Raw genomic sequence first — 23,475 nt, 5'->3', positions numbered from 1 at the left:
GGCAAGGCGTTACTCGCGATGATACGGATGATTATTATTTAAGCTCCAGCCTCTATATAGGCTTTCTGCAACAATAATTCGCACCAATGGGTGTGGTAGTGTTAGGTTCGATAACGACCACTTTTGCTCCGATGCAGCAATGCATTCTGGAGCAAGTCCTTCAGGGCCGCCAATAAGTAAACTTACATCGCGGCCATCGAGTTGCCATTTTTCCATGTTTTTAGCAAGTTGGTGAGTATCTAGCGCTTTGCCAGTGACTTCTAGCGTAACAATACGATTGCCTTTAGGAATAGCGGCTAATGTTTTTTCGCCTTCAATGTGTAAAATACGCTTTATATCGGCATTTTTGCCACGTTTACCGGCGGGTATTTCAATTAGCTCTAAAGCCATATCCTTGGGGAAACGGCGCTGGTATTCAGCAAATCCCGTTTCTACCCACGCTGGCATTTTTGTACCAACAGCAATCATTTGTATTTTCACGAATAACTTCCAAGCGTTGCTTTTAACAAGTCGGTGGTTAGCCCCACAGTTTTTCTAGATCGTAATAGCTACGTGCTTCAGTTTGCATCACGTGTACAACCACATCGCCTAAATCAACCAGTGCCCATTCGCCGTCATTTTCGCCTTCATAGCCTAATGGCTCTGAATCTGCATGACGTGCTTCTTTTGCTAAGTGGTCGGCGATTGATTGAACGTGGCGTTTAGACGTGCCAGTACAAATTACCATGTAATCGGTAATGTCTGATTTATCAGTTACGTCTATGTCAACGATGTCACGCGCTTTCATATCGTCAATTTTATCCATTGCAAAGGCGAGTAGTTGTTTTGAATCCAAGGTTTTGTCTCAATTTAAAAATTTAATGGCGCGTATTTTAACACGCTAGGCATTTTTAAGCATCAATTTGATATAGCTGATGCATTTGTATGTAATGACTCACGGCATCGGGTAATAGTTCATTCTTTTTGTTACTTTTTTTAAGATCATCACGAATAGAACTAGAAGCTGCATCAAGCATTTTACCCGGTAAAAAGTAAAGTTTACCACCTAAATGCTCTGTAATAAGAGCCGGGTCATCCACGAGGGCATGCTGCATGTAGTGTTTAAGCTCACCTGTTACCTGACAACTCTGCGCTGGTCGTTGATATACCACAATATGGCAAAGCTCAGTAATTGTTTGCCATTCAAACCACTTATTTAGTGAATTAAATGAATCCATTCCAATCAAAAATAAAATAGGTGTACTTGGGTACTCTTTACGCAGTTCTTGCAGGCTAAGTAATGAGTATGATGGGCCTGAACGATCTAGCTCTCTTAAATCGAGTGCAAAATGAGGGTACGGTTTAATCGCCGCATTGAGCATGTTAACACGATGTTCTGTGCTTATACCTGGTGCCGCTTTGTGGGCAGGTAGTGCGCAGGGCATAAAATACAATGTGCTTAAATTAAATGCGCTTACACATTGCTGAGCCATATTAATATGGCCTAGATGAACGGGGTCGAAGGTGCCACCAAAAATAGCAATCATTTTTTTGTCCAACAGGTTAAGCAACTAATTAAGGCTGTGACACGGCATAGGAATATCGAGCGGTTGACAAAACTTAATACAAATATGTGCAAGTGCCTGATAAGGAGCAATTAAGTTGCCTTGTTTATAGCTTGCATCAAATAAAGCAATGTCACTATTAATTTGCTCAAGTACAGTAATATTTAGGCGATTAACGGCATTTTGCACCGGCCCTTGCTGATTTTTCCAAATGGCATTTTGTTTAAATAAGCTGGCGATTGGCTCACCATTTAACAATCCCAATTGCACATTCATCAAGGTGTTGAGCTCTTTTGTAATCGCCCACAATATACTCACAACTTCAGTGTTGTCACTGGCTAATTTGTTTAAAACTTTAATGGCTTGTTTGGCATGACCATTTAATAAGGCATCGCTTAAATCAAAAATATCAAATTTGGCTTGATTTAATAGCCCTTGCATAACCAATTGCTGGGTAATAAGTGCGTTGCCATGCAGTAAGGAGAGCTTTTCAAGTTCCTGAAAACACGCTAAAAGGTTACCTTCTGTAGCATTGATAAGGCTTAATTTGGCATCATTTTGCATGTTAAGAGCCAAGCGTTGACATTGCTCATCAAGCCATCGTTTTACGTGCGAGCCAGTCAGTGGGTAACAAGGTACAAATACACCTTGTTTGTCGAGCGCTTTAAACCAGGCACCGCGTTGTACTTCTTGGCTTGCTTTTGCACCTTTAATAATTAGTATCGTGTCGGGGTTAACAAGCTCAACGACACGCTTGAAGGTGTTACTACCAATTACACCGGGCTTTTGCTGGTTTAGATCAAATTCAATAATAGTGCGTGCACTAAATAACGACATGCTTTGATATTGCGCTATTATTTCTTGCCAATCAAATCCTTGCATTAAAGTAAATTTAATTACTTCATCAAAGCCTTGTGCTTTGGCGGTATCGCGTATTAGCTGAACACACTGTGCTTCTTGAAAAGGCTCTTCACCAAAAACGAGGTAAAAAGGTTTTAAGCCTTTGTTTAACTCGTTAGGTAATTGATTAGCGTAACAGCGCATTACAGTTGCGACAGCTCTCTAACGATACGGCGACTTGCTTGCTTACGAATTTCGTTAATTAGCAGCTCTAGCTCTTTGGCTTTGGCAAGTGCGTTATCGGGGTCGTCTTGATAATTTCTATAAAGCTCAAAGCGCTTTTCTATAGCATCTTTATTGGGGTGTTTTAGAACATATGAAACGCCATAGGCAAGTTCGTATTCAGCAACCTGGCCATTTTTAAATAACGACAACGTTTGGCGTTCTATGGTTTCTTTACGTAAATACAGCTGCGCTACGTTTTTAGATGAAGAGGTAAGTTCAACTTCACTTGCTAACAGCTCTTTTTGTAGCTGTTCAAATAAAGCTGATTTTTCGTCATCACCAATAAGCGTAATGAGTTTTAGATTATCAGGCAGGCTTGACGCTTGCTTTAAGTGAAACCCACAACTAGATAACAAAAAACAGACTAGCGCTAAGGCTAGCCCGTTTTTAATGGCCTTAAATACAGCCATATTAGTTAGCAACCACGTTAAGTAGTTTACCTGGCACGTAAATTATCTTACGAATGGTTTTACCATCAGTAAACTTAGTTACGTTTGCTTCTGCAAAGGCAAGTGTTTCTACTTGTTCTTGTGTTGCATCTGCTGCCACAGTTAGCTTAGCGCGAAGCTTACCGTTTACTTGAACGATGATGAGCTTTTCATCTTCAACCAAGGCTGACTCGTCAACTGTTGGCCATGCTGCATCTAAAATATCACCGTCTTTACCTAGTTCTTCCCACAACTCATGAGATAAATGCGGCGTAATAGGGGCAAGCATAATAATTAACGCTTCAAGTGCCTCATTTGCAATGGCAATGTCTTGTGCATCGTTAAGTGGCGCTTTAATTAACTTATTAGACAGCTCCATAATGGCAGCAATCGCCGTGTTAAACGTTTGACGACGTTCAACATCATCACTTACCTTTGCAATGGCTTTGTGTAATTCGCGACGAAGTACTTTTTGTGGGTTAGTAAGCGCAGACTTTTCAAGTGCTTGGTAACCTGCCGCTTTCACGTCTACTGCGTATTTCCATACACGTTTTAAGAATCGGTGCGCGCCTTCAACGCCAGAATCTGACCATTCAAGTGTTTGTTCCGGTGGTGCAGTAAACATCATGAATAAACGCACTGTATCAGCACCGTATTGGGCAATTACTTGTTGTGGGTCTATACCGTTATTTTTAGACTTAGACATTTTGCTCATGCCTGAAGAAAATACTGGTTCGCCATCTTCCTTGTGCCATGCTTTAGTAACTCGACCTTTTTCGTCAGTTTCTGTTTCAACATCGCTTGGTGAAATCCAAATATCACCACCTTTCTCATCTTTACGATAGAACGTTTCAGCCAATACCATGCCTTGACATAGTAAACGGTCAAATGGCTCGTCTGAATTTACTAAACCAAAGTCGCGCAATAGTTTATGGAAAAAGCGTGAGTACAATAAGTGTAAAATTGCGTGTTCAATACCACCTATGTATTGGTTTACAGGTAACCAATAGTTAGCGGCTGCTGGGTCTAACATGCCTTCGTCGTAACGTGGGCTACAGTAACGTGCGTAATACCAAGACGATTCCATAAAAGTATCGAAGGTGTCAGTTTCGTGCGTAGCAGGTACGCCGTTAACTGTGGTTTTAGCCCACTCAGGGTCTGCTTTTATTGGTGATGTTACACCATTCATTACCACGTCTTCTGGTAAGCGAACGGGTAACATATCTTCTGTTGCAGCAAGCTCGTTGCCGTTTTCGTCGCTCAGCATTGGAATTGGAGAGCCCCAATAACGTTGGCGGCTAACACCCCAGTCACGTAAACGGAAGTTTACTTTACGCTCACCCACGCCTAGTGCTTCTAGTTTGTCGGCAATCGCATTAAACGCTGCTGAAAAGTCTAATCCGTCAAATTCGCCAGAGTTTACTAATACACCTTTTTCGGTGAATGCTTCTTGCGCTAGGTTTACTTCAAGGTCTGAGCCTTCAACTGGCGCAATAACTTGTTTAATATCTAGGCCGTATGCATTTGCAAACTCAAAGTCACGTTGGTCGTGTGCAGGTACTGCCATTACCGCGCCTGAGCCGTAATGCATAAGTACAAAGTTAGCCACCCAAATAGGCACTTGCTCGCCTGTTAATGGGTGTGTTGCGTAAAAGCCAGTTGCAATGCCTTTTTTCTCCATTGTTGCCATATCTGCTTCGGCTACTTTGGTGTTTTTGCATTCTTCAACAAACATTGCAATAGCATCGCTGTTTTTAGCGGCTTCTTGTGCAATAGGGTGGCCACCGGCAACAGCAAGGTAAGTTACACCCATAAATGTATCTGGACGTGTAGTGTATACGCTAAACTTTTCATTGTTATCGGTACGCGTAAACTCAATGTCTAAACCTTCAGAGCGGCCAATCCAATTGCGCTGCATGGTTTTAACTTGCTCAGGCCAGTCGTCTAATTTGTCTAAATCGTCTAAAAGCTCTTGTGCGTAGTCGGTAATCTTAATAAACCACTGTGGAATTTCTTTTTGCTCAACCACAGCGCCAGAGCGCCAACCGCGACCGTCAATAACTTGTTCGTTAGCAAGTACAGTTTGATCAACCGGATCCCAGTTTACGGTCGACATTTTTTTGTACACTAAGCCTTTTTCGTAAAGCTTAGTAAAAAACCACTGCTCCCACTTATAGTACTCTGGGTGACACGTTGCAATTTCACGATCCCAATCGTAACCAAAACCTAATTGCTTAAGTTGGTTACGCATGTAATCAATGTTTTCGTAAGTCCACTTTGCAGGCGCTGTTTTATTTTTAATAGCGGCGTTTTCTGCTGGTAAACCAAACGCATCCCAACCCATAGGCTGCATTACGTTTTTGCCTTGCAGGCGCTGGAAACGAGAAACAACATCACCAATGGTGTAGTTACGCACATGACCCATATGCAGTCGACCACTCGGATAAGGGAACATAGAAAGACAGTAATATTTTTCTTTGCTCTCATCTTCAGTGACTTTAAATACTTGGTTTTCTTCCCAGTAGCTTTGTACTTTTGACTCTATATCTTGCGGGTTATATTGCTCTTGCATCTACGATTCCAGACTTCTTGCAAACTAATAAAAAATTGCCGATAGGATAACCCAAATAAAGCACTATTCACAGCGTCAAAAACACCGTTTTGCTAAATTGTAACCTTCGTGTCAGGTTAACCTATACTTATCTATGTTAAACGTCAGGCGTGTTGACCTGTGTAGATTGAAATTTGCTCAGTTTAGGGTTTTCTAATCACATTATAAAATGTCACTTAGTGGCCTGAGTAAAGATTCATAAATATTGCGTCAATCCAACTCGTTTATTAGCAATTTTGAAGGAGTACATAATGGCAGATTATAAAGCATGGCTTAGTGATTTAAGCGCGTGGCTAAAAGACATCAAAGATCATGAGGTAAAAGATGCGGTAACTCGTTTTGTTGAATCAGAGCAAGCACTTAAAAATTTAGGTGAGGAAAAGTATCAGCTCTACCGCAACTACTTAAAACGTGACATAGCGCACCTTAGCGAGAACGATTCCCACTATAATTCGCTTGCATGGCAAGAGCTTAAAGAGTCTTTATGGTTTGAACTTTCACATATAGAAGACAAAACTCAGCTTGAATGGCAATCCCTAAACCAAGATTTTAAACATAATGGGGTGTATCACGCAGGTGAATGGATAGCCATGGGCACATTAGTATGTAAGAATTGCAATCATAGTTACGATGTTTATCACGCCACACAAATTTTACCGTGTATTGAGTGTGATGGAATCTATTTTAGTCGTAAGGCACTGCACCCTTAAGCATATGTATTAAGTGGCTGCTGGCCACTTAATACGCCCAAAAGCCAGCGATTATGCTGGTATATAAAGAAGTTAGAATGACGAAAAAACTGCTGCCACTACCTGTATCAACGCTTGCACCTAGTATTTCTGCTAATCACGTACTGACGTGCATGAATAATCCCTACCCAGAGCAACTCAACTTTATTGGGCAACAACGTGCACAAAGTGCGCTGGACTTTTCGCTGGGGATGGAATTACCTGGTTATAACGTTTACGTTATGGGCGAAGCCGCACATGGGCGTTACACACTCGTAAAGGACAAACTAAAACAACATGCCAAAGGCCGAGTAACCCCAAACGAATGGTTGTATGTTAATAACTACGACGACCATCGCGAGCCAATAGCATTGTTTATGCAGGCAGGGCAAAGCAAGCAATTGAGTGACGACATAGACTCATTTTTAGACGAAGTGCTCGACACGTTTCCAGCCGCATTTGATAACCCTGCTTATCAGCGAAAGAAAAAATCAATTGATCGTGAATTTAATGATGCTTACGACAGCGCAATTACCGCCGTTGAAGTGGCTGCGCTTGAGCAAAGTGTTGCACTTGTTGAAGAAAAAAGCTCAGTGGGCTTTGCGCCACTTATAGATGGCAAGCAGTTGAGTGATAGCGAGTTTGCAGAACTAGAAGATGAACTTCGCGAAGCGTTTTTTGAGAAAATAGAAAAACTAGAAGATGCGTTAATTGAAGCACTGATAGAGTTGCCGCGTTGGAAACGTGAATCTAAAGAAAAACTCCGCAACCTTAAAAAGTCGACCGCTGAGCAAGCAACTAAACCACTGTTAAAAGATTTAGAACATAAATACGCCACACATATTGGCGTGCTTCGCTATTTAAAAGACATACGTGTAGAAATTATAGATGCTGTACTTGAATGGCTAGACGATGAAGACGAAAACGAAGAAAATAAAGAAGACTTTGATCGTAAAGGCATGCTCACTGACTTTTTTGCACCTAATATTTTAGTCGAGTTTAAAGAAGACGATGCAGCCCCTGTGGTGTACGAGCCTAACCCTACTTTTGGTAATTTATTTGGCAAAATAGAGTATGCCACTTCACAAGGTACACTAATCACCAGCTACCGCTCAATTCAGCCCGGTGCATTACACCGTGCAAATGGCGGTTATTTGATAATGGATGCTGAAAAAGTAATGGCTAACCCGCAAGTGTGGGATGGGCTAAAGTTATCGCTGAAAATGCACCAAATTAAAAATGACTTACCATATCAAGATAGTACAGTAGGCACGAGCTTTACGCTTCGCCCGCAATTGATCCCACTTGATGTAAAAATTATTTTATTAGGCTCGCGCGATTTGTATTACACCATAGGTGAATACGATGAAGAATTCGCAGAGCTATTCAGAGTACTAGCAGACTTTGATTACTATTTACCAAGCAGTGATAAGTTACAGTACCAGTTTATTACTAAAGTGACAGAGTACTGCGAAAAAACGCTTAAGTGCACCACAACGCAAGCCGCTATGGTGAGATTGCTTAAATTTAGTTATCGCCAAGCTGAGCATCATAACAAGCTTTCAGCGCGTTTTGCTGATGTGTTAGAGCTGGTGGCTGAGGCAAGTTATTACGCAAAACAAGATAAGCTAACGGTTATTGATGCGCATCATATTGATGAAGCCATTGAGGGTAAGCAATACCGCACCGGTCAAATTAGTGAAAATATGCTCAGTGATATCAAAGAAGGCCACACGTTAATTGCTACAACCGGACAAGCCATTGGTAAAGTAAATGGCTTAACGGTACTGCACATTGGTGATACGTCGTTTGGTACACCGGCGCGAATTACAGCCACGGTATACGCCGGCGCTGATGGCGTAATAGACGTAGAGCGCGAAGCAGAACTGGGTAAAGCTATTCACTCTAAAGGCGTGATGTTACTTACTGGTTATTTAGGTAATAAATATGCCCAGCAGTTTAGCCTTACGCTCAGCGCAAACATTGCAATAGAACAAAGCTATGGCTACATAGACGGCGATAGCGCCTCGTTGGCAGAGCTTTGCGCGTTAATTTCGGCTATTACAAGCTTACCAATAAGCCAATCAATTGCGCTTACGGGGTCTATAAACCAACATGGTGATGTACAAGCCATTGGTGGTGTAAACGAGAAGATAGAAGGCTTTTTTAAGCTGTGTAAAATGCGCGGCTTAACGGGTGAGCAAGGCGTCATTATTCCTAAGTCAAACCAAGTTAATTTGGTTTTAGACGACGAAATACTCAATGCAGTAGAGCAAGGCAAATTTAATATTTACGCAGTAGAGACGGTCGATCAGGCGCTAAATTTACTGATGGATATTGAAGCGGGCGAACTCATCGACGATGTATACCCTGAAAGTTCAGTAAATGGCATCGCACTTGCGCGTTTAAAAGAGATTGCCGATATTGTTAATGGCGATAACGACGACGATGCGGATGACGAGCTAGAAAACGAAAAACGAGAAGACGAGAAAAACTAATTATGATCAATATTATTTTGGCGGTTGTGATCGCTATTTTGTGCGTTTTAATATTTAAAAACAGTAAAAAGGCCAAACAACAGGCGATTGCTAATGCGCAAATTGAAAGCGACTATTTAGTGGCAAACGCTAAAGTAGATGGTGTATTAGAAACTGCATCTGGCCTGCAATATAAAGTATTGCACAAAGGAGAAAACAGCAACACACCAAGCCCAACAAGTATGGTCAATGTGCATTACCACGGTACACTCATCGACGGTACTGTGTTTGATAGCTCAGTAGAGCGCAAGTCACCTATTAGCTTTGGTTTACACCAAGTTATTAAAGGGTGGACCGAGGGGTTGCAGTTAATGAGCCCGGGTGATAAATTTCAGTTTTATATACCGCATCAGTTGGCTTATGGCGAAAAGCGGGTAGGGAGTATTCCACCAGCATCACTGCTTATTTTTGAAGTAGAACTGCTTGCAATAGAGTCGTAAACTTACCGTGTATGCTCACTTTTAACCGATTAGAAGTGAGCATAACGTGTTAATTTGCTAATCTGCAAATTCAATGTGTGCTATTTCAAGCTTAAATTTTCCCGCCTGTTTTCCTGCAATCATAAAACCAAGTTGTCTAATATCACTAAAATCAATCACTGGTTGCTGGGTTAGCGAACGACCACGAAAAGTAAGCGTAAAATCGCTTGGTGTAAAATTAATGTTAGTCCATTCATTTTCTATTGTTTTAAATGAGTGTGTATACGCAGGTCCATCAAGGTAGTTGGATGTACGCAGCCTTAGTTGATACGTTTGACCGTCACCTTTAACACGTAAATTAATAGTATTTGCGTTTTGGCCCTGTGTGTTGAGCTCAGTGCGGATAGAAGCAAACCCTCCGTTATTTTTAAGCGATACATTACCTTCAAATACCAATGCCTCTTTTGTATGGCTTACTTGGCTATTAGACACGCCCCCCATGACCGAATCGTTTACAACGTACCAACGCTGATTGGCGTTAACCTCTGCGCTTAGCAGCAAAGTATTAAATATAAAAAGAGAGGCTAATTGTTTAGTGGTCATTGGGGTTGCTCCTAAAGGCTTTGATTAACTAATACGATCACATATATAAATTGTTCACTTAACCTAAACTAATTTATTAATAACGCGCAGGTCTTGCTGGCTTTTAAGGATAAAAAATTGTTAAATCGAGGGTTTTTAGTCACTGCGCAAAGTTTGTAACCTAGTGGACTAAATAAAAATCGAGTAAAGCTTCTGCGTCCCGCTCACCCTTTTACCTTCACCATGAAGGCACCTCACAGTAAATAGCGCTTGTTTGAATTAGCTTGAGCAAAAAATAAAAAGCGCGTAAGTTAAACGCGTTACCTATTTTAATAACAAGAATTAAAATGAAAGCAAAAGAAATAGAACAATTAGAATTATCTAAAACCGAAACTAGAGAAGTCATTACCCCTTATGCATTTAAGGTTGATAACGCTCTGTTAGGCATACCTCTAGCAAAACCTCTTAAACGAGCTTTAGCAATAGTAATAGATGTTGCCCTAATATTTGTAGCTGCAAAGCTTAGCGCCACCTTAATTGCGTTTGTTGCTGCTATGGCTTTTTATAAAGGCACTGCGCAGCAATATCTTCCTAAAATGTCGAGTGTATGGCGAAGAATATTAAAAATAATGGCGGCGAGTATTTTATTTGTAAGCGCTCTTGCAGTGCTTTCAATTGGCATAGACTACTTAGAAGACGATAACAGTGAAATCGCCTCAGTTATTCAAGGTGTAAAAATAGAAGACGAAATACAGCTTACTGAGTTAGAAAAACACAGTGTAAATGCCTATTTAATTGAAGTAGTAGACGAGAGCTGTGAGCAGTCTTGCCAACAAAATGCGCTTGATAATTTGATAGGACAAGTACCCAAGTTAGCAGAAATGGACGACCTTCAAAGCCCACAGCTTGCTAGAGCACTTTTACAATTATTAGTGCTCAGTGAAAATAACGAAATAAAGCCTCCACAGTTAATAGAAGAAAAACCTGCGCAAACAACTACAAACAGTATTTTGCAGTGGGGCAAAGGTATTATTCAAGACTTAGGCTTAGGTTTTGGGTGGGCTGCTGTTTACTTTACGCTATTTTCATTACTTTGGCGTGGCCAAACTCCCGGTAAGAAGGTGTGTAATATACGTGTTGTTGCCTTAAATGGCGAACCACTTGGTTTGCTTGATTGCTTTGGCCGCTACGGTGGTTATGGCGCGGGTTTTGCCACTGGGTTGCTAGGCTTTTTACAAGTGTATTGGGACCCAAACAGGCAAGCCATTCAAGATAAAATATCAGCGACTGTGGTTATTCAAGGTAGCGTAAAGCAAATTGTGAATATAGAAACAGTAGAAGAAACCGTAAAAGCTAAATAATTAATAGTTATAGGTAATAGGTACGCTAGTGAAGTTTTTAATGTTGACGATTATCACTTTATTTTTTGCAATGAGTCGGTTGTGTTAGCAAAGAATAACCATATTGAGTCTCGAATTTTAAAAGAGAGGCGATTTTATAGCGTTTACTTACCACCTAGTTATAGCCAAAATACTGATAAAACATACCCTGTAGTTTACTTACTTGATGGTGATAGCACACATTTAAAAGCAGTTGCAGGGCTGGTGGAAGCGTTAAGTACAGAGCGTTTAGAGCAGCAAATACAGCAAGCAATTATTGTAGCTATTCCTAACAGCCAAAACGCAATAAGAGAGCGCGACTTTACCCCAACCAATGTTGACTGGACGTTTAACGGAAAATTATTAGAAAGGTTTGAAAATATCGGCAATGCCGCAAACTACAGTGCATTTTTTGAAAAAGAACTTATTCCACTGATTAATCAAAATTATCGCACATCAACTAAACGGGTATTAATTGGTGAGTCTTTTGGTGGCTTGTTTGCAAGTTACGTACTGTTGACTAATCACACATTATTTACAGATTACTTAATAATTGATGCTACCTACATTTGGGATAATAACTATTTAAACCGTTATTTTAAAAATAACCAACTTGAAAACAAACAGATGTCAGGAGATGTGTATTTTACCTTTGCGAATAACGCAACAGCATTTGGTGATATAGGTAAAACAAATTATCAGTGGGGATTGACGTTTGCAGATAAATTAAGGAATCACCCAAGTAAAAAATTAACAGTAAAACAGCGTTACTTTGAAAACGAAACACACGGTACCGTTGCTGCACTTAGCTGGTATTATGGATTGAGAAAATTACTTTAACAATCAGTTGTAATTGAGAATCAATAAAAACTATAAATTAAAGTCCAATAACTAGCTAAAGTTTTAGTTAATTATTGGACGATCGAAGACTATTTTACTTTTGTATTTAACAAGACAATAGGAGTTAAAATATGCTTAAGTATTTGCTCATATTTATCGTTATCAGTTAAGTCAGGGGCATGTAGATCTAGGCCAACCTCATGAAAATTATTTTTTTCAACGTCATTATAATATTGTAAGGCGATACTAATTACAGGCCTGAATTCGACTGATTCTCTTGACCTTGTCAATACGTGCTGCTCAACACCATTCCAAGTTGCAGTGCCATCTACTATTTTAATTGAATTTTCTTTTGGGTGGATAACCAGCAAATTGCCAATATTTGGATACGTTTGCTTAATGCTGTTAAACGTAAATTGTATAGCTGCTTGCACTCGTTCTGATTCGAGTTTGCCTGTTTTTGTGTTAAAAGCACCGCCTTGTTCAATAATAAAGTTATCAAACATGGGTTGAACTTTAGGGTTTAGGTTAGTTAAGTTATATTTTTTTGAAAAGTTAATTACGTTATTATCAAATGCTTCTCTATAGAGTGCTTTGTTACCGGTATTGGCTGTTGGTAACCATATATAGGCTAGGTTACTATGTGTTGCCGGTTTAGCGATTGTAATTCCATTCGCTATCACTTTAGGGTCGCTATTGTATTGAAATAGTTTGCAACCGACTAAATTGAGTAAAACGATGATGACAACCATGTGTTTAATCATTTTTTCGTCTTCCAAGTGTCGATTGTTTTTAATGCGAACTGTAATGCACTATCCAATTTTGCAGGGTCTTTAAATAATTTATCGGCATCTTTCACAATAATTTCTTCATCACTGTTAAATTGTGCCACTAACTCAATACCTCCAGAGCCCATAGTTAAGAGTGTGTCTTTCTCATCTCTAATTCTGATATACACTCTGCTTCCTGGCACATAACCTTGTTCGTTTTGAAATAACGATACGAATATATCACCCCCATCGGCACCACCTTCAAGGTAAGACTCTTCTTGGCCATACCACTTGGCTACGTGGCCTAATAAAATACTGTTTGTAAAATGTGCGCGAACAGTATCAACACCTGCAAACACAAAAGCATTTACACCGAGGTTTGTTTTTGTAGTGGCAAGTGCTTCTTTCCAGAGTTCATTACGTAGGTTTTCATTTGCTTGTCCTGTAAGCGGGTCGTATAAGTTCTCAGCGTTATCTAATAATTGATTAAATACCGTATAAACTTCGCTGGCGTCTACTACTTTAAAACCACGCGCTTCAAGTGCTTTTTTTATTGGCGCTTTATAATGGTTTTTTAATTGTTTTTCAAAATAAGTGAGATCTTCTTCAACATAAAAACCGCCAAATCCAAGTACCTGATAATTTGCTTTTAGTTGTCCCGTATTCATGTAGTTTGGTGAGGATTTACATCCACTTAATATGACAAGGATAATAATGGTAAAAATATATCTCATAAAAACTCCTGAAAATTAAAGTAATTTGATACCAATTTTAGCGAACGATGTAAGGGTAAGTTGCCTATATTCACTTCCACCAACTTGTGAGCGCCAATTGATTGTTGTTTTTTTATTATTCAAACTGCTATCAGTATAAAAAATTAAGTATTTGGCTTCCTCTGGTAGAGTAAATTGAGTTTTGTAATATAGGTTACCAGCTAAATCTAATGTTGTTGGTAAGCCATTTTCCCACGCCTCATAAGGTTTAAGGTGTTTTATAACCTGCTTTGATTTATCTAACAGTATTAACTCAGGGTAAACAAGCGTTGCTGTTTGAACAAATGCGCCATTGGCGTAACTAAAAATTTGAGCGAAGCGGCTATTATTTGGTTTTTCAATTGCAATGAATGGGCTTTTGGCTTCATTAAAAATTCTAATAGGCTGGTTTTTCAAATCAAAAGAGGTCAGCTTGTTTATTTGCTGTGTTGCAAATGCAATATCGCTTAAGTTGGCACAGCAGGCGGGATTACTTTTTAGTCTTGATAGGTCACTTTTAGCTGAATTAGCGCAGCCAAACAATAATATGACTAAGGTTGCTATGCTTATTACTTTTTTCATAAATATTTTAATTATTATTAGTATATTGATACTAACTAATATGAAATAAGACTGAAACACATAAATTTATAATATGTAACTCAATGTAAATAAAATTAAATATGAATTGTTCACACAAGCTTATTCTCTAATTTGACCCATAAATATTGAGTACCTTTTAGTTTTTAAATCGCATTAGAGTCCCACCAATCCCCAATAACGCCACAACTCCCCATACAAACACATTGCCATATTGGCTATACACACTATTACCTTGTATCAGTTTTACATCGGCTTTTAATACAGCGGCTTCAAACTGTGGCATGGTTTGTTGTGTATTGCTTAGCGGGTCGTATACGGCGCTTACACCGTTGTTGGTAACACGTACCAGCGGGCGTTGTAACTCAAGCGCACGCATGCGGGCAATTTGCATGTGTTGCAATGGCCCAATTGATTGACCAAACCACGCGTCGTTACTGACAGTAAATAATATATCTGAGTTAGTTTTATAATTGCCACGTACTAAATCGGCAAATACTATTTCGAAGCAAATAGCAGGGAGCAGATTAAAGCCATTGGCGCGCAAGTTGTTTTGTATTCTGTCGCCACGCGTAAACGACGACATAGGTAAATCAAACAAAGGCGCGATTGGGCGCAGAATATCTTGAAACGGTACAAATTCTCCAATCGGTAGTAACTGGTGTTTTTGATAGCGATTTTTACCGAGGTATTCATAATGGCCGTGCTCGTCGCCGCGCTCTTTGTTACCCAGCACTATAAGTGTATTAAATATGGTTTTAGTATCGATTTGGTAGTCGACAATGCCCGTTATAAGGGCGGTTTCATTAAATGAGGCTGCGCTATCTAGCCCAGCTAAGTAGCTGTCGGCAAGGGCTTCTATTTCAGGAACTGCGGCTTCAGGCCAAACAATTAAATCAGCATCCCAATGTGGGCGAGTCATGTCTTGGTATTTGCTCATGGTGGTCCAAAACTCGCTAGGCTCAAAGCGAAGGTGCTGCTTTATATTGCCTTGTACTAGTAAAGTCGACATTGACTTACCTGAGTACTCTACGGTGTTTGTTGCACGCGAACCAATGCATAAAACAGTAAATACAGTGAGCGTAACCAGCGGGGTCTTTATGTCTTTTTGTGTTAATCGGTACAGTGCAAAGCCAATGGCAATACATACTAAGGTCAGTCCAAATTCACCAATGTATGGGGCCAGTATATTTAATGGTCCATCGGTTTGAGTATACCCAAAGCTTAACCACGGAAATCCGGTAAGGACCACTCCCCGTAAGTATTCACTAAGAGCAAAAAAGCTAATAAGCAGCAAACCAAAGCTATTTGGGCTGGTGGCAAAACGAGTTGTTAAGTAGAGCGCTAAGGCGGGATAAAGCGCTAAGTAGCCGCACAATAGTGCCATTAACGAAAAAGAGGCTACAAGCGGCATACCGCCAAAGGTAGCTATAGACACGTGTACCCAACTAATACCTGCACCAAACCAGCCTAAACCAAATATAAAACCATATTTAGCGGCACTCTTCGCATGGGCTTTTCCGGTATTGTTTGGATTAATACAAAAAATGACAGCTGCAATACTAATAAATGCAATTGGCCAAATTTCAAAAGGGGAGTAGCTAAAAGTTAAAATAAGGCCCGCAATAAATGCGAGCCATGATTTTATATCTTTTGCTAATAGGGTCAGTCTAGTTAGCAGTTTCTTCACTGTCGGTGTCATCAGCCTTAGGAACGGTGACTTGCAGTTGCAAGATACGACGATTGTCGGCATTGGTTACTTTAAATTGGTAACCATCTATGTCTATTGTTTCACCACGGCTAGGCATATGGCCAAATGCATGTAAAACGGTGCCACCAATAGTGTCGGCTTCTTCTGTGCTATACCCTGTACTGAAGTGCTCGTTAAAGTCATCTACTGGCGTTAAGGCCTGAACAACATGAACGTGTTTTGCAAGTTGACGAATATCTTGTTGTTCTTCTTCTTCGTCGTGCTCGTCTTCTATTTCCCCAACAATGGTTTCAAGAATATCTTCAATTGTAACGAGTCCCGATACACCGCCGTATTCATCAATAACGACAGCCATATGATAGCGTTGCTGACGAAATTCATTAAGCAGAGTGTCAACACGTTTGCTCTCAGGTACGACCATGGCAGGGCGTAAGTAATCGCGTATTGAAGGTAAATGCTCGTCTTTATTTAAGATAAGCGGCAGCAAATCTTTAGCAAGTAAAAAACCTTCTACGTGATCTTTGTCTTCAATCACCACTGGGAAGCGTGAGTGAGTTGAGTCAACCATCATGGGTATTAGCTCTTCAAGCGGGCTGTCGATCTCAAGAGTGACCATTTGTGAGCGCGGGATCATTATGTCTCGCACTTTAAGCTCAGATACACTAAGCACACCTTCAATCATTTCTTTTGTTTCTGGATCGATTACGTCTCGTTCTTGCGCATCGGCAATCACTTCGACCAGCTCTTCTCTATTCTGGGGTTCCCCTTGCAGCATTTGGGTTATTCTACCCAACCACGTTTTGCCAGAAGAACCCTGGCTAGATTGCGAGTTACCGTCGCTCATTGCGTCTAATTGCTCCGTTAATTTAAATTTCGTCCCGGTATGGGTCTGCTATATTTAGCTCTGCAAGTAATTGCTTTTCTATGCTTTCCATTTGCAAAGCGTCTTCACTCTTTATATGGTCAAATCCAAGTAAATGCAAGCACCCATGAATGACCATGTGGGCAAAGTGGTCATGAAATGACTTCTCTTGCTCCACTGCTTCAGCCAATACAATGGCTGGGCAAATAACTAAGTCACCAACAAGGGGAAGCTCTATTCCTGGTGGCGCTTCAAATTCAAACGACAATACGTTAGTGGGTTTGTTTTTACCCCGGTAGTCGTTATTAAGCTGTTGTGATTGCGCTTCGTCGCTAATTACTATGGTGAGTTCTGACTCATCACGATATTGGCTTAATGCTTTATCAGCCCATAATGCAAATTGGGCCTCACTAGGGAGGTTGTCAAACTCACAGGCTATTTGTAAATCAAGTTCGGTTGTCAAAGTATTACTCTTTAGTAGTAGAGTTAAGTTGAGCAGCTAGCTCGTCTTTTGCTTTTTGCTTTTCAATTCGCTTCAAACGCTCGCTCTCATCGTTACGCTCGTAGGCTTCAACAATACGCGCAACAACAGGGTGGCGCACTACATCGTGTGCTTTGAAGTAATTAAAACTAATTTCATCTACGCTATCGAGCACTTCAATAGCATGGCGTAGGCCAGAACGTGTGCCGCGCGGTAAATCAACTTGGGTTATATCACCAGTGATCACCGCTTTTGAATTAAACCCTATACGGGTTAAAAACATTTTCATTTGTTCTGCTGTGGTATTTTGACTTTCATCTAAAATAATAAACGCATCGTTTAATGTACGACCACGCATATAGGCAAGGGGTGCAACTTCAATGATATTTTTTTCTATTAGCTTTTCGACTTTTTCAAAACCGAGCATTTCGAATAGCGCATCGTAAAGCGGGCGCAAGTATGGGTCAATTTTTTGGCTTAAATCACCAGGTAAAAACCCGAGCTTTTCACCAGCTTCTACAGCGGGGCGCGTTAACAAAATACGACGAATTTCTTGTCGCTCAAGGGCATCTACAGCGGCTGCTACTGCTAGATAGGTTTTACCTGTACCAGCAGGGCCTATACCAAAAGTAATGTCGTGATTTAATATGTTGGCAACGTAAAGGCCTTGGTTGTCGTTTCGCGGCTTAATAACACCACGGCGCGTTTTTATAACCATTTCTTTGCCGTATGCACTGCTTGAAGCATCTTGCTCTAGGGCTTTAGATTCTGTAATTGCCAAGTGAACATTATCAGGTTCTATTTCACCAATAACACCGCGCACAGGTTGAGTATCAACATATAGATTTTTTAAGATTTCGACCGCAGAGGCACTATTGAGTAGTTTTCCCGTTACTTTAAAAAAGTTGTCACGGTGAATAATTTCAACAGCTAGGCGGCGTTCAATTTGTTTGATGTTTTCGTCAAACGGGCCACATAAAGAAGAAAGGCGTTTGTTATCGGCAGGTTCTAAATAAATCTCTAATGTTTTTAACTGATTACTCAAAATTGCTTCCTATAGAACGGCGCCAGTGTTTACTGGCGCTAGGTATATTGACTAAGGAACGAAAGTAGCTACGCCAATTTCGTTAACAGTCTCTGGTTTTGGCTCACTGCTTGCTGCTTTGGTTAAAATAGCTGATGGAGCGATATCGCGTCGTAAGTTCATTTCTGATTCTGTACGAATTAAGTCACCACGTAAAGAGTTAGGCAGCGCTTCAGTAATACGTACGTCAACGAACTGGCCGATCACCGAATGTGGACCAACAAAGTTAACAACACGGTTATTTTCGGTACGACCGCGTAATTCCATTGGATTCTTTTTCGATGGACCTTCAACCAAAATACGTTGTTCTGTATCGAACATTTGGCGGCTAATGTGCTGTGCCATTTGTGTAATACGGTTCTGTAACAGGTATAAGCGTTCTTTTTTCTCTTGCTCAGTTACGTCGTCTGGTAAATCCGCCGCAGGGGTACCAGGGCGTGCGCTATAAATAAAGCTAAAGCTCATATCAAACCCAATATCGTTGATAAGGTTCATAGTGGCTTCAAAATCAGCTTTACTCTCACCTGGGAAACCGATGATGAAATCTGAAGACATGCTTAAGTTAGGGCGAATTTTACGCAACTTTCTAATTGTTGATTTGTATTCAAGTGCTGTATGGCCGCGTTTCATTAGGTTTAGTATACGGTCAGAGCCACTTTGTACTGGTAAATGTAGGTGATCTACCAGCTCTGGTACGTCAGCATATGCATCAATAATATCTGGTGTAAATTCTACTGGGTGCGATGTTGTATAACGAATACGGTCAATACCATCAATTGCAGCAATTAATCGAATTAAATCTGAGAAGTAGCAAATGTCGCCATCGTGAGTATCACCACGGTATGCGTTTACATTTTGCCCCAATAGATTTACTTCACGCACACCTTGCTCTGCAAGTTGTGCCACTTCAAGGAGCACGTCATCAACTGGGCGGCTAACTTCTTCGCCACGAGTATAAGGTACAACACAAAAGGTACAATACTTAGAACACCCTTCCATTATTGATACAAACGCAGAAGGGCCCTCAGCTTTTGGCTCAGGTAGGCGGTCAAACTTTTCAATTTCTGGGAACGAAATATCAACAACAGACGAACCTTTATTACCTTGCACTTGTTTAATCATTTCAGGTAAACGGTGCAGTGTTTGTGGGCCAAAAATAACATCTACAAATGGAGCTCGCTGGCGAATAGAATCACCTTCTTGAGAGGCAACACAACCGCCTACACCAATAATTAGCTCTGGCTTGTCGTCTTTTAACAACTTCCAACGGCCTAATTGGTGAAATACTTTTTCTTGTGCTTTTTCACGAATTGAACAGGTGTTAAGTAAGATTACGTCGGCATCTGTTGCATCTTCAGTTAGCTGGTAGCCATTGGTGGCATCTAAAAGTTCAGCCATTTTCTGAGAGTCGTATTCGTTCATCTGACAACCCCAGGTTTTGATATGCAGCTTTTTGCTCATTGAAATTTAGCCTCGTGTTCAATTCGATAATGGCACAAATATGTGCTTGAAACAGAATTAAGGAGCAAGCTTGCTCACTTAAAGGACGCGTATTTTAGCTGGATACCCGCCCAGATCCAAGTATAGTTTTCATGTTTGTGATCTCAAATCAAACTCAGACGAGTTTAATAGCTTGATAGTTATATACTCTCGCACTATAGCGGTGAGTTACGGTACAATTAAAATAGATTAACGTATTAACAAAATGATGAAAAACATGACTCAAAATAATGTGATAGTGGTTGGCGGCGGCATGGTTGGTGCGGCAATGGCAATAAAATTAGCACAACAGGGTAAGTCAGTGCGCATTATCGAAAAACACCTAATCGATCCGTCTCATGTTTTGAGTAATGACAACGTTGATATAAGAGTATCGGCTATTAATCGTTTTTCTGAAAAGTTACTCGATGGTTTAGGGGCTATGCCCATTTTAAGAAAAGGCCGGATTGCGCCATACCAACAGTTAGAAGCTTTTGAACGCGGCAACGATAAATTGTTATTTGATTGCGCCGACATTAATACCACGCATTTGGGCCACTTAATCGAAAACAGTTTAATACAAGCCAGTTTATGGATGCAGTTTGAGCAATACGATATTGAAGTCATCGAGCAAAAACAGGTTGTTAGTAAAATTGAACAAAATGCCGACTCGATTACCTTGATATATGGCGAGCAACGTTATACCGCCAGCTTAGTGGTTGCAGCCGATGGCGGACAATCACAATTACGAACTAAAGCAAATATTGGTGTAACCGGTTGGCAGTACCAGCAGCAATGTATGGGCGTACTTATTAAATTGGACGCACCTCAACAAATAAAGACATGGCAGCAATTTACGCCATCAGGCCCATTGGCTTTTTTACCTATGCAAGCACCTTACGCTAATTTAATTTGGTACGACGATGCCAACACATTAAACACATTTAAAGGATTAGATGGAGCACAATTAAAAAGTCATATTTTGGCTAAGTTCCCTGGCCTTGTAGGCGATTTTGAAGTGCAAAGTCATGCTGTGTTTCCAATTACTCGTCAACATGCTAATAATTATTCTTATGGTCGTTTGGTGTTAGTAGGCGATGCTGCGCACACTATTAATCCATTGGCTGGGCAGGGCGTTAACTTGGGTTTCCAGGATGTGGTCGCTTTAGCCACTCTATTAAATGATGCAACCGACGTCGGATGCGCGTTAAAGCTGCAAGAGTACGAACGCACTCGCCGAAAAGCTAACTTATTAATGATGAGTATGATGGATGCCTGCTATTTTGGTTTTTCAAACCAAATAGCCCCACTAAAATGGGCGCGTAGCCAATTTCTAAAAATGGCTAACAATACTGGGGTGGTAAAAAACTGGGTATTAAAGTACGCAATTAGCGGTGAATTTAGCTAAGAATATGCGTTTACATTTAAGATATGTATTTTACTCATTAAACCAATTTGTAATCATTTGACTATTCAGCTCTTAAAATGAGAGCTTAAAAGTTATTTTAAAGCTCTTAATCCTAATTTTATTTCCCTTTTACGTATATTTGCCATACTCAAGCAATAAGAAGTCTTTAGTTTGAGGGGCTATGGAAAGTTTATTAATTGTAATCTTATTAGGTATTTTGCTTTTAGGTTTTAGCATTCAGCCAATAATAACAATATGCAAAAAGACTAAAAATATGGCATGGAGTTTACTTCTTGCTTTAGTTGTTTTATTTATTTTTGGGTATTGTTGGATATTACATTATTTTGCAAATAACACTTTAGATAACTTGGTCTTAATTAGTATCTCACTCATTTTATTAGGAGGGGGTATTTTTGTATTTCTAATAATGCGCCTCAGCTTAAAAAGTATTTTAGAAATAGAAAAGTCTGAAAATCATCAACGATTCCTAGCAGAGCATGACAGCTTAACAAGCCTCCCTAATCGCAAGTGTTTTTTTAATCTATTGATTCAGCATATTAATAATGAGCAACCATTTAGTTTATTTTTATTTGATTTAAGTAATTTTAAACGTGTAAATGAGCTCTACGGTAATAGCTTAGGAGATGAATTGTTGTGCATATTCTCCAAAACGTTAAATCTAAATTTATTAAACATAGGTGAACTGCACCGAATTGGCGGTGATGAATTTGCGTTAATTTTAGATTCAGCAAATGAGCAAGATATTTATGATTGTATTGAAGTTATAAAGGGCTCTGTTGAAGAGCCTTTTTTCATTAGTGCGCAAAAAGTATGGTTAAAGCTAAAAGTCGGCGTTAGCTCATATCCTCAAGATGCGTTTTATGCCAATGAGCTATTTAAAAATGCAGATTTAGCTTTACTTGAAGCTAAAAGCACACAGCAATTATTTGTTAATTATTTTGAAGGGTTGAGTGAAAGGGCTGATAACTTTCTTGATATGACTACAAAAATAAAAAACGCCCTTATAAAACATGAGTTTGAGCTTTATTTTCAGCCAATATTTTGCACTCGTTTTGACGAAATACATGGTGCAGAAGTATTAATTAGGTGGCCGCAGAAGGACGGTTCGTTTATTACTCCTGATCAATTTATCAAAGTGGCTGAGCGTACGGGGATGATTCTTAATATCACTCAATGGGTTGTAATTGAAACAATAAAAAATTTACAGCGTCTAAAATCGTTAGGTTTTACTGGCACCATGCACGTAAACTTATCAACACGAGACCTTGAAAGTGAGAGTTTTGTGGAGTTTATAGAAGAGCTCCTTAAAGAGGACCCTACGTTAAGTAACTACATTGTTTTTGAAATTACAGAAGGTGCAATGATGACTGATTTGGAGGCTGCTCGAGCAATGATGTATAAACTTAACAGTCGTGGATTTGAATTTAGTGTAGATGACTTTGGTACCGGGTTTTCTTCCTTATCTTTACTGCGAGAGCTACCTATAAATCAAATTAAAATAGATCGGTCTTTCATTAATAATATGCTTACTAAGATAGCTGATTATGCAATTGTAGAATCGACGTTATTTTTAGCACATCGGCTCAATTGTAATGTGGTTGCAGAAGGAATCGAAACGAAGGAGCTACAAGAAGTACTTAAATCAATGAATTGTGAATTCCTTCAAGGCTATTATTTTAGCAAGCCACTACCTTTAGAGCGCTTTATAGAGAAATACTTAAATAAAGGCAGCTAAAGTATTATGTAGTAATAGCAATGCGTAATAAAATTTATGAGACTAAACTTGATGTTAGTAGTATTGAGATTTTTAATAAAACGACTAAGTAACTCAATTTTCACTATGAATCAGCAGTGTTTTTATTTACAGAATTAAATTATTAAACGTATTATTTTTTCAATCAGCTTCAGTACATTTATATCACGAGGTGTTTAGCGACTGATCTTAAAATATTGAATTAGTTGGATAGATTTTATAGAAGATGATCTATTGAATAATAGAATTTATTTTAGATGGTACAAAGGAGAACGGTTAGAAAATTGGCTGGGATACCAGGATTTGAACCTGGGAATGCCAGGATCAAAACCTGGTGCCTTACCGCTTGGCGATATCCCAA

At 39.8% G+C, this 23,475-nt stretch carries 22 protein-coding genes and 1 tRNA gene; 7 read left to right on the top strand and 16 right to left on the bottom strand.

Annotated features, from left to right (window positions below; genetic code table 11):
• Positions 1-9: 9 nt before the first annotated feature.
• Genes rlmH through leuS form a run of 6 tightly spaced genes read right to left on the bottom strand, consistent with a single transcriptional unit; the run spans position 10 to position 5,669 of the window.
• Entirely contained in the window at positions 10-480 is a 471-nt protein-coding gene (gene rlmH, locus MTF67_RS00115) for a 23S rRNA (pseudouridine(1915)-N(3))-methyltransferase RlmH (RefSeq protein WP_002958522.1), read from the bottom strand.
• 37 nt (positions 481-517) lie between these two features.
• Positions 518-835, bottom strand: a complete 318-nt coding sequence (gene rsfS / locus MTF67_RS00110) for a ribosome silencing factor (protein ID WP_006793397.1) — start codon at positions 833-835, stop codon at positions 518-520.
• 55 nt (positions 836-890) lie between these two features.
• The gene (gene nadD, locus MTF67_RS00105) at positions 891-1,526 is read right to left on the bottom strand and encodes a nicotinate-nucleotide adenylyltransferase (protein WP_010555992.1); all 636 of its coding nucleotides are present in this window, start codon (positions 1,524-1,526) and stop codon (positions 891-893) included.
• 24 nt (positions 1,527-1,550) lie between these two features.
• Positions 1,551-2,588: a DNA polymerase III subunit delta gene (gene holA / locus MTF67_RS00100; protein WP_008128152.1), complete on the bottom strand. Its 1,038-nt coding sequence runs from the start codon at positions 2,586-2,588 to the stop codon at positions 1,551-1,553.
• Complete coding sequence (gene lptE, locus MTF67_RS00095) at positions 2,588-3,079, bottom strand: LPS assembly lipoprotein LptE (RefSeq protein ID WP_006793400.1); 492 nt, start codon at positions 3,077-3,079, stop codon at positions 2,588-2,590. Before lptE ends, holA begins: the two co-directional genes overlap by 1 nt.
• Before the next feature lies 1 nt (position 3,080).
• On the bottom strand, positions 3,081-5,669 hold the full coding sequence (gene leuS / locus MTF67_RS00090; RefSeq protein ID WP_248518436.1) for a leucine--tRNA ligase: 2,589 nt from the start codon (positions 5,667-5,669) through the stop codon (positions 3,081-3,083).
• 290 nt (positions 5,670-5,959) lie between these two features.
• Here leuS and MTF67_RS00085 point away from each other — a divergent pair, with 290 nt between their 5' ends.
• The 3 genes from MTF67_RS00085 (at position 5,960) to MTF67_RS00075 (ending at position 9,413) form a co-directional block, all read left to right on the top strand.
• The gene (locus MTF67_RS00085; protein WP_248518435.1) at positions 5,960-6,418 is read left to right on the top strand and encodes a zinc ribbon-containing protein; all 459 of its coding nucleotides are present in this window, start codon (positions 5,960-5,962) and stop codon (positions 6,416-6,418) included.
• 77 nt (positions 6,419-6,495) lie between these two features.
• On the top strand, positions 6,496-8,934 hold the full coding sequence (locus MTF67_RS00080) for an ATP-binding protein (protein ID WP_248518434.1): 2,439 nt from the start codon (positions 6,496-6,498) through the stop codon (positions 8,932-8,934).
• A gap of 2 nt (positions 8,935-8,936) precedes the next feature.
• On the top strand, positions 8,937-9,413 hold the full coding sequence (locus MTF67_RS00075; RefSeq protein WP_010555997.1) for an FKBP-type peptidyl-prolyl cis-trans isomerase: 477 nt from the start codon (positions 8,937-8,939) through the stop codon (positions 9,411-9,413).
• 57 nt (positions 9,414-9,470) lie between these two features.
• Here MTF67_RS00075 and MTF67_RS00070 read toward each other — a convergent pair whose 3' ends face one another.
• The gene (locus tag MTF67_RS00070) at positions 9,471-9,995 is read right to left on the bottom strand and encodes a CIA30 family protein (RefSeq protein WP_248518433.1); all 525 of its coding nucleotides are present in this window, start codon (positions 9,993-9,995) and stop codon (positions 9,471-9,473) included.
• Positions 9,996-10,321: 326 nt separating this feature from the next.
• Here MTF67_RS00070 and MTF67_RS00065 point away from each other — a divergent pair, with 326 nt between their 5' ends.
• Both MTF67_RS00065 and MTF67_RS00060 read left to right on the top strand, forming a co-directional pair.
• Positions 10,322-11,335 (top strand): RDD family protein, encoded by a 1,014-nt coding sequence (locus tag MTF67_RS00065; RefSeq protein WP_248518432.1) that lies wholly within the window; start codon positions 10,322-10,324, stop codon positions 11,333-11,335.
• A gap of 81 nt (positions 11,336-11,416) precedes the next feature.
• Positions 11,417-12,193, top strand: coding sequence for an alpha/beta hydrolase-fold protein (locus MTF67_RS00060; protein WP_248518431.1), 777 nt, complete (start codon positions 11,417-11,419; stop codon positions 12,191-12,193).
• Positions 12,194-12,282: 89 nt separating this feature from the next.
• Here the strand turns inward: MTF67_RS00060 and MTF67_RS00055 are convergent, their stop codons facing one another.
• From MTF67_RS00055 to miaB, 8 genes are all read right to left on the bottom strand, one after another.
• Positions 12,283-12,957 (bottom strand): hypothetical protein, encoded by a 675-nt coding sequence (locus MTF67_RS00055; RefSeq protein WP_248518430.1) that lies wholly within the window; start codon positions 12,955-12,957, stop codon positions 12,283-12,285.
• Positions 12,954-13,697 (bottom strand): hypothetical protein, encoded by a 744-nt coding sequence (locus tag MTF67_RS00050; protein ID WP_235420593.1) that lies wholly within the window; start codon positions 13,695-13,697, stop codon positions 12,954-12,956. The genes MTF67_RS00055 and MTF67_RS00050 overlap by 4 nt, the downstream gene beginning before the upstream one ends.
• Before the next feature lie 15 nt (positions 13,698-13,712).
• Positions 13,713-14,297 (bottom strand): MalM family protein, encoded by a 585-nt coding sequence (locus tag MTF67_RS00045; RefSeq protein WP_248518429.1) that lies wholly within the window; start codon positions 14,295-14,297, stop codon positions 13,713-13,715.
• A gap of 157 nt (positions 14,298-14,454) precedes the next feature.
• A complete protein-coding gene (gene lnt, locus MTF67_RS00040; protein WP_248518428.1) occupies positions 14,455-16,005 on the bottom strand; it encodes an apolipoprotein N-acyltransferase in 1,551 nt (516 codons plus the stop codon).
• Positions 15,986-16,870: a CNNM family magnesium/cobalt transport protein CorC gene (corC, locus tag MTF67_RS00035; RefSeq protein ID WP_006793412.1), complete on the bottom strand. Its 885-nt coding sequence runs from the start codon at positions 16,868-16,870 to the stop codon at positions 15,986-15,988. Before corC ends, lnt begins: the two co-directional genes overlap by 20 nt.
• Before the next feature lie 22 nt (positions 16,871-16,892).
• On the bottom strand, positions 16,893-17,351 hold the full coding sequence (gene ybeY, locus MTF67_RS00030; protein WP_006793413.1) for an rRNA maturation RNase YbeY: 459 nt from the start codon (positions 17,349-17,351) through the stop codon (positions 16,893-16,895).
• 4 nt (positions 17,352-17,355) lie between these two features.
• The gene (locus MTF67_RS00025) at positions 17,356-18,414 is read right to left on the bottom strand and encodes a PhoH family protein (protein WP_006793414.1); all 1,059 of its coding nucleotides are present in this window, start codon (positions 18,412-18,414) and stop codon (positions 17,356-17,358) included.
• Positions 18,415-18,465: 51 nt separating this feature from the next.
• A complete protein-coding gene (gene miaB, locus MTF67_RS00020; protein WP_010556002.1) occupies positions 18,466-19,914 on the bottom strand; it encodes a tRNA (N6-isopentenyl adenosine(37)-C2)-methylthiotransferase MiaB in 1,449 nt (482 codons plus the stop codon).
• 244 nt (positions 19,915-20,158) lie between these two features.
• Here miaB and MTF67_RS00015 point away from each other — a divergent pair, with 244 nt between their 5' ends.
• Both MTF67_RS00015 and MTF67_RS00010 read left to right on the top strand, forming a co-directional pair.
• Positions 20,159-21,340 carry an FAD-dependent monooxygenase gene (locus tag MTF67_RS00015; RefSeq protein ID WP_248518427.1) on the top strand — a complete coding sequence of 394 codons (1,182 nt, stop codon included), beginning with the start codon at positions 20,159-20,161 and terminating at the stop codon, positions 21,338-21,340.
• A 181-nt stretch (positions 21,341-21,521) separates the two neighbouring features.
• Positions 21,522-23,096: a bifunctional diguanylate cyclase/phosphodiesterase gene (locus tag MTF67_RS00010; RefSeq protein WP_248518426.1), complete on the top strand. Its 1,575-nt coding sequence runs from the start codon at positions 21,522-21,524 to the stop codon at positions 23,094-23,096.
• Between the two features lie 303 nt (positions 23,097-23,399).
• Here the strand turns inward: MTF67_RS00010 and MTF67_RS00005 are convergent.
• A tRNA-Gln gene (locus MTF67_RS00005) sits at positions 23,400-23,474 on the bottom strand.
• Position 23,475: the final 1 nt, after the last annotated feature.

Source organism: Pseudoalteromonas sp. 2CM32C (assembly GCF_023161925.1).
Taxonomy (GTDB): Bacteria; Pseudomonadota; Gammaproteobacteria; order Enterobacterales; family Alteromonadaceae; genus Pseudoalteromonas; species Pseudoalteromonas marina.
This window is presented reverse-complemented; position numbering and strand designations above follow the sequence as displayed.

Coding starts and splice junctions, on each gene's coding strand:
- nadD (WP_010555992.1), bottom strand. CDS start 1,526: ATGATTGCTATTTTTGGTGGCACCTTCGACCCCGTTCATCTAGGCCAT.
- holA (WP_008128152.1), bottom strand. CDS start 2,588: ATGCGCTGTTACGCTAATCAATTACCTAACGAGTTAAACAAAGGCTTA.
- lptE (WP_006793400.1), bottom strand. CDS start 3,079: ATGGCTGTATTTAAGGCCATTAAAAACGGGCTAGCCTTAGCGCTAGTC.
- leuS (WP_248518436.1), bottom strand. CDS start 5,669: ATGCAAGAGCAATATAACCCGCAAGATATAGAGTCAAAAGTACAAAGC.
- MTF67_RS00085 (WP_248518435.1), top strand. CDS start 5,960: ATGGCAGATTATAAAGCATGGCTTAGTGATTTAAGCGCGTGGCTAAAA.
- MTF67_RS00080 (WP_248518434.1), top strand. CDS start 6,496: ATGACGAAAAAACTGCTGCCACTACCTGTATCAACGCTTGCACCTAGT.
- MTF67_RS00075 (WP_010555997.1), top strand. CDS start 8,937: ATGATCAATATTATTTTGGCGGTTGTGATCGCTATTTTGTGCGTTTTA.
- MTF67_RS00070 (WP_248518433.1), bottom strand. CDS start 9,995: ATGACCACTAAACAATTAGCCTCTCTTTTTATATTTAATACTTTGCTG.
- MTF67_RS00065 (WP_248518432.1), top strand. CDS start 10,322: ATGAAAGCAAAAGAAATAGAACAATTAGAATTATCTAAAACCGAAACT.
- MTF67_RS00055 (WP_248518430.1), bottom strand. CDS start 12,957: ATGATTAAACACATGGTTGTCATCATCGTTTTACTCAATTTAGTCGGT.
- MTF67_RS00050 (WP_235420593.1), bottom strand. CDS start 13,697: ATGAGATATATTTTTACCATTATTATCCTTGTCATATTAAGTGGATGT.
- MTF67_RS00045 (WP_248518429.1), bottom strand. CDS start 14,297: ATGAAAAAAGTAATAAGCATAGCAACCTTAGTCATATTATTGTTTGGC.
- corC (WP_006793412.1), bottom strand. CDS start 16,870: ATGAGCGACGGTAACTCGCAATCTAGCCAGGGTTCTTCTGGCAAAACG.
- miaB (WP_010556002.1), bottom strand. CDS start 19,914: ATGAGCAAAAAGCTGCATATCAAAACCTGGGGTTGTCAGATGAACGAA.
- MTF67_RS00015 (WP_248518427.1), top strand. CDS start 20,159: ATGATGAAAAACATGACTCAAAATAATGTGATAGTGGTTGGCGGCGGC.
- MTF67_RS00010 (WP_248518426.1), top strand. CDS start 21,522: ATGGAAAGTTTATTAATTGTAATCTTATTAGGTATTTTGCTTTTAGGT.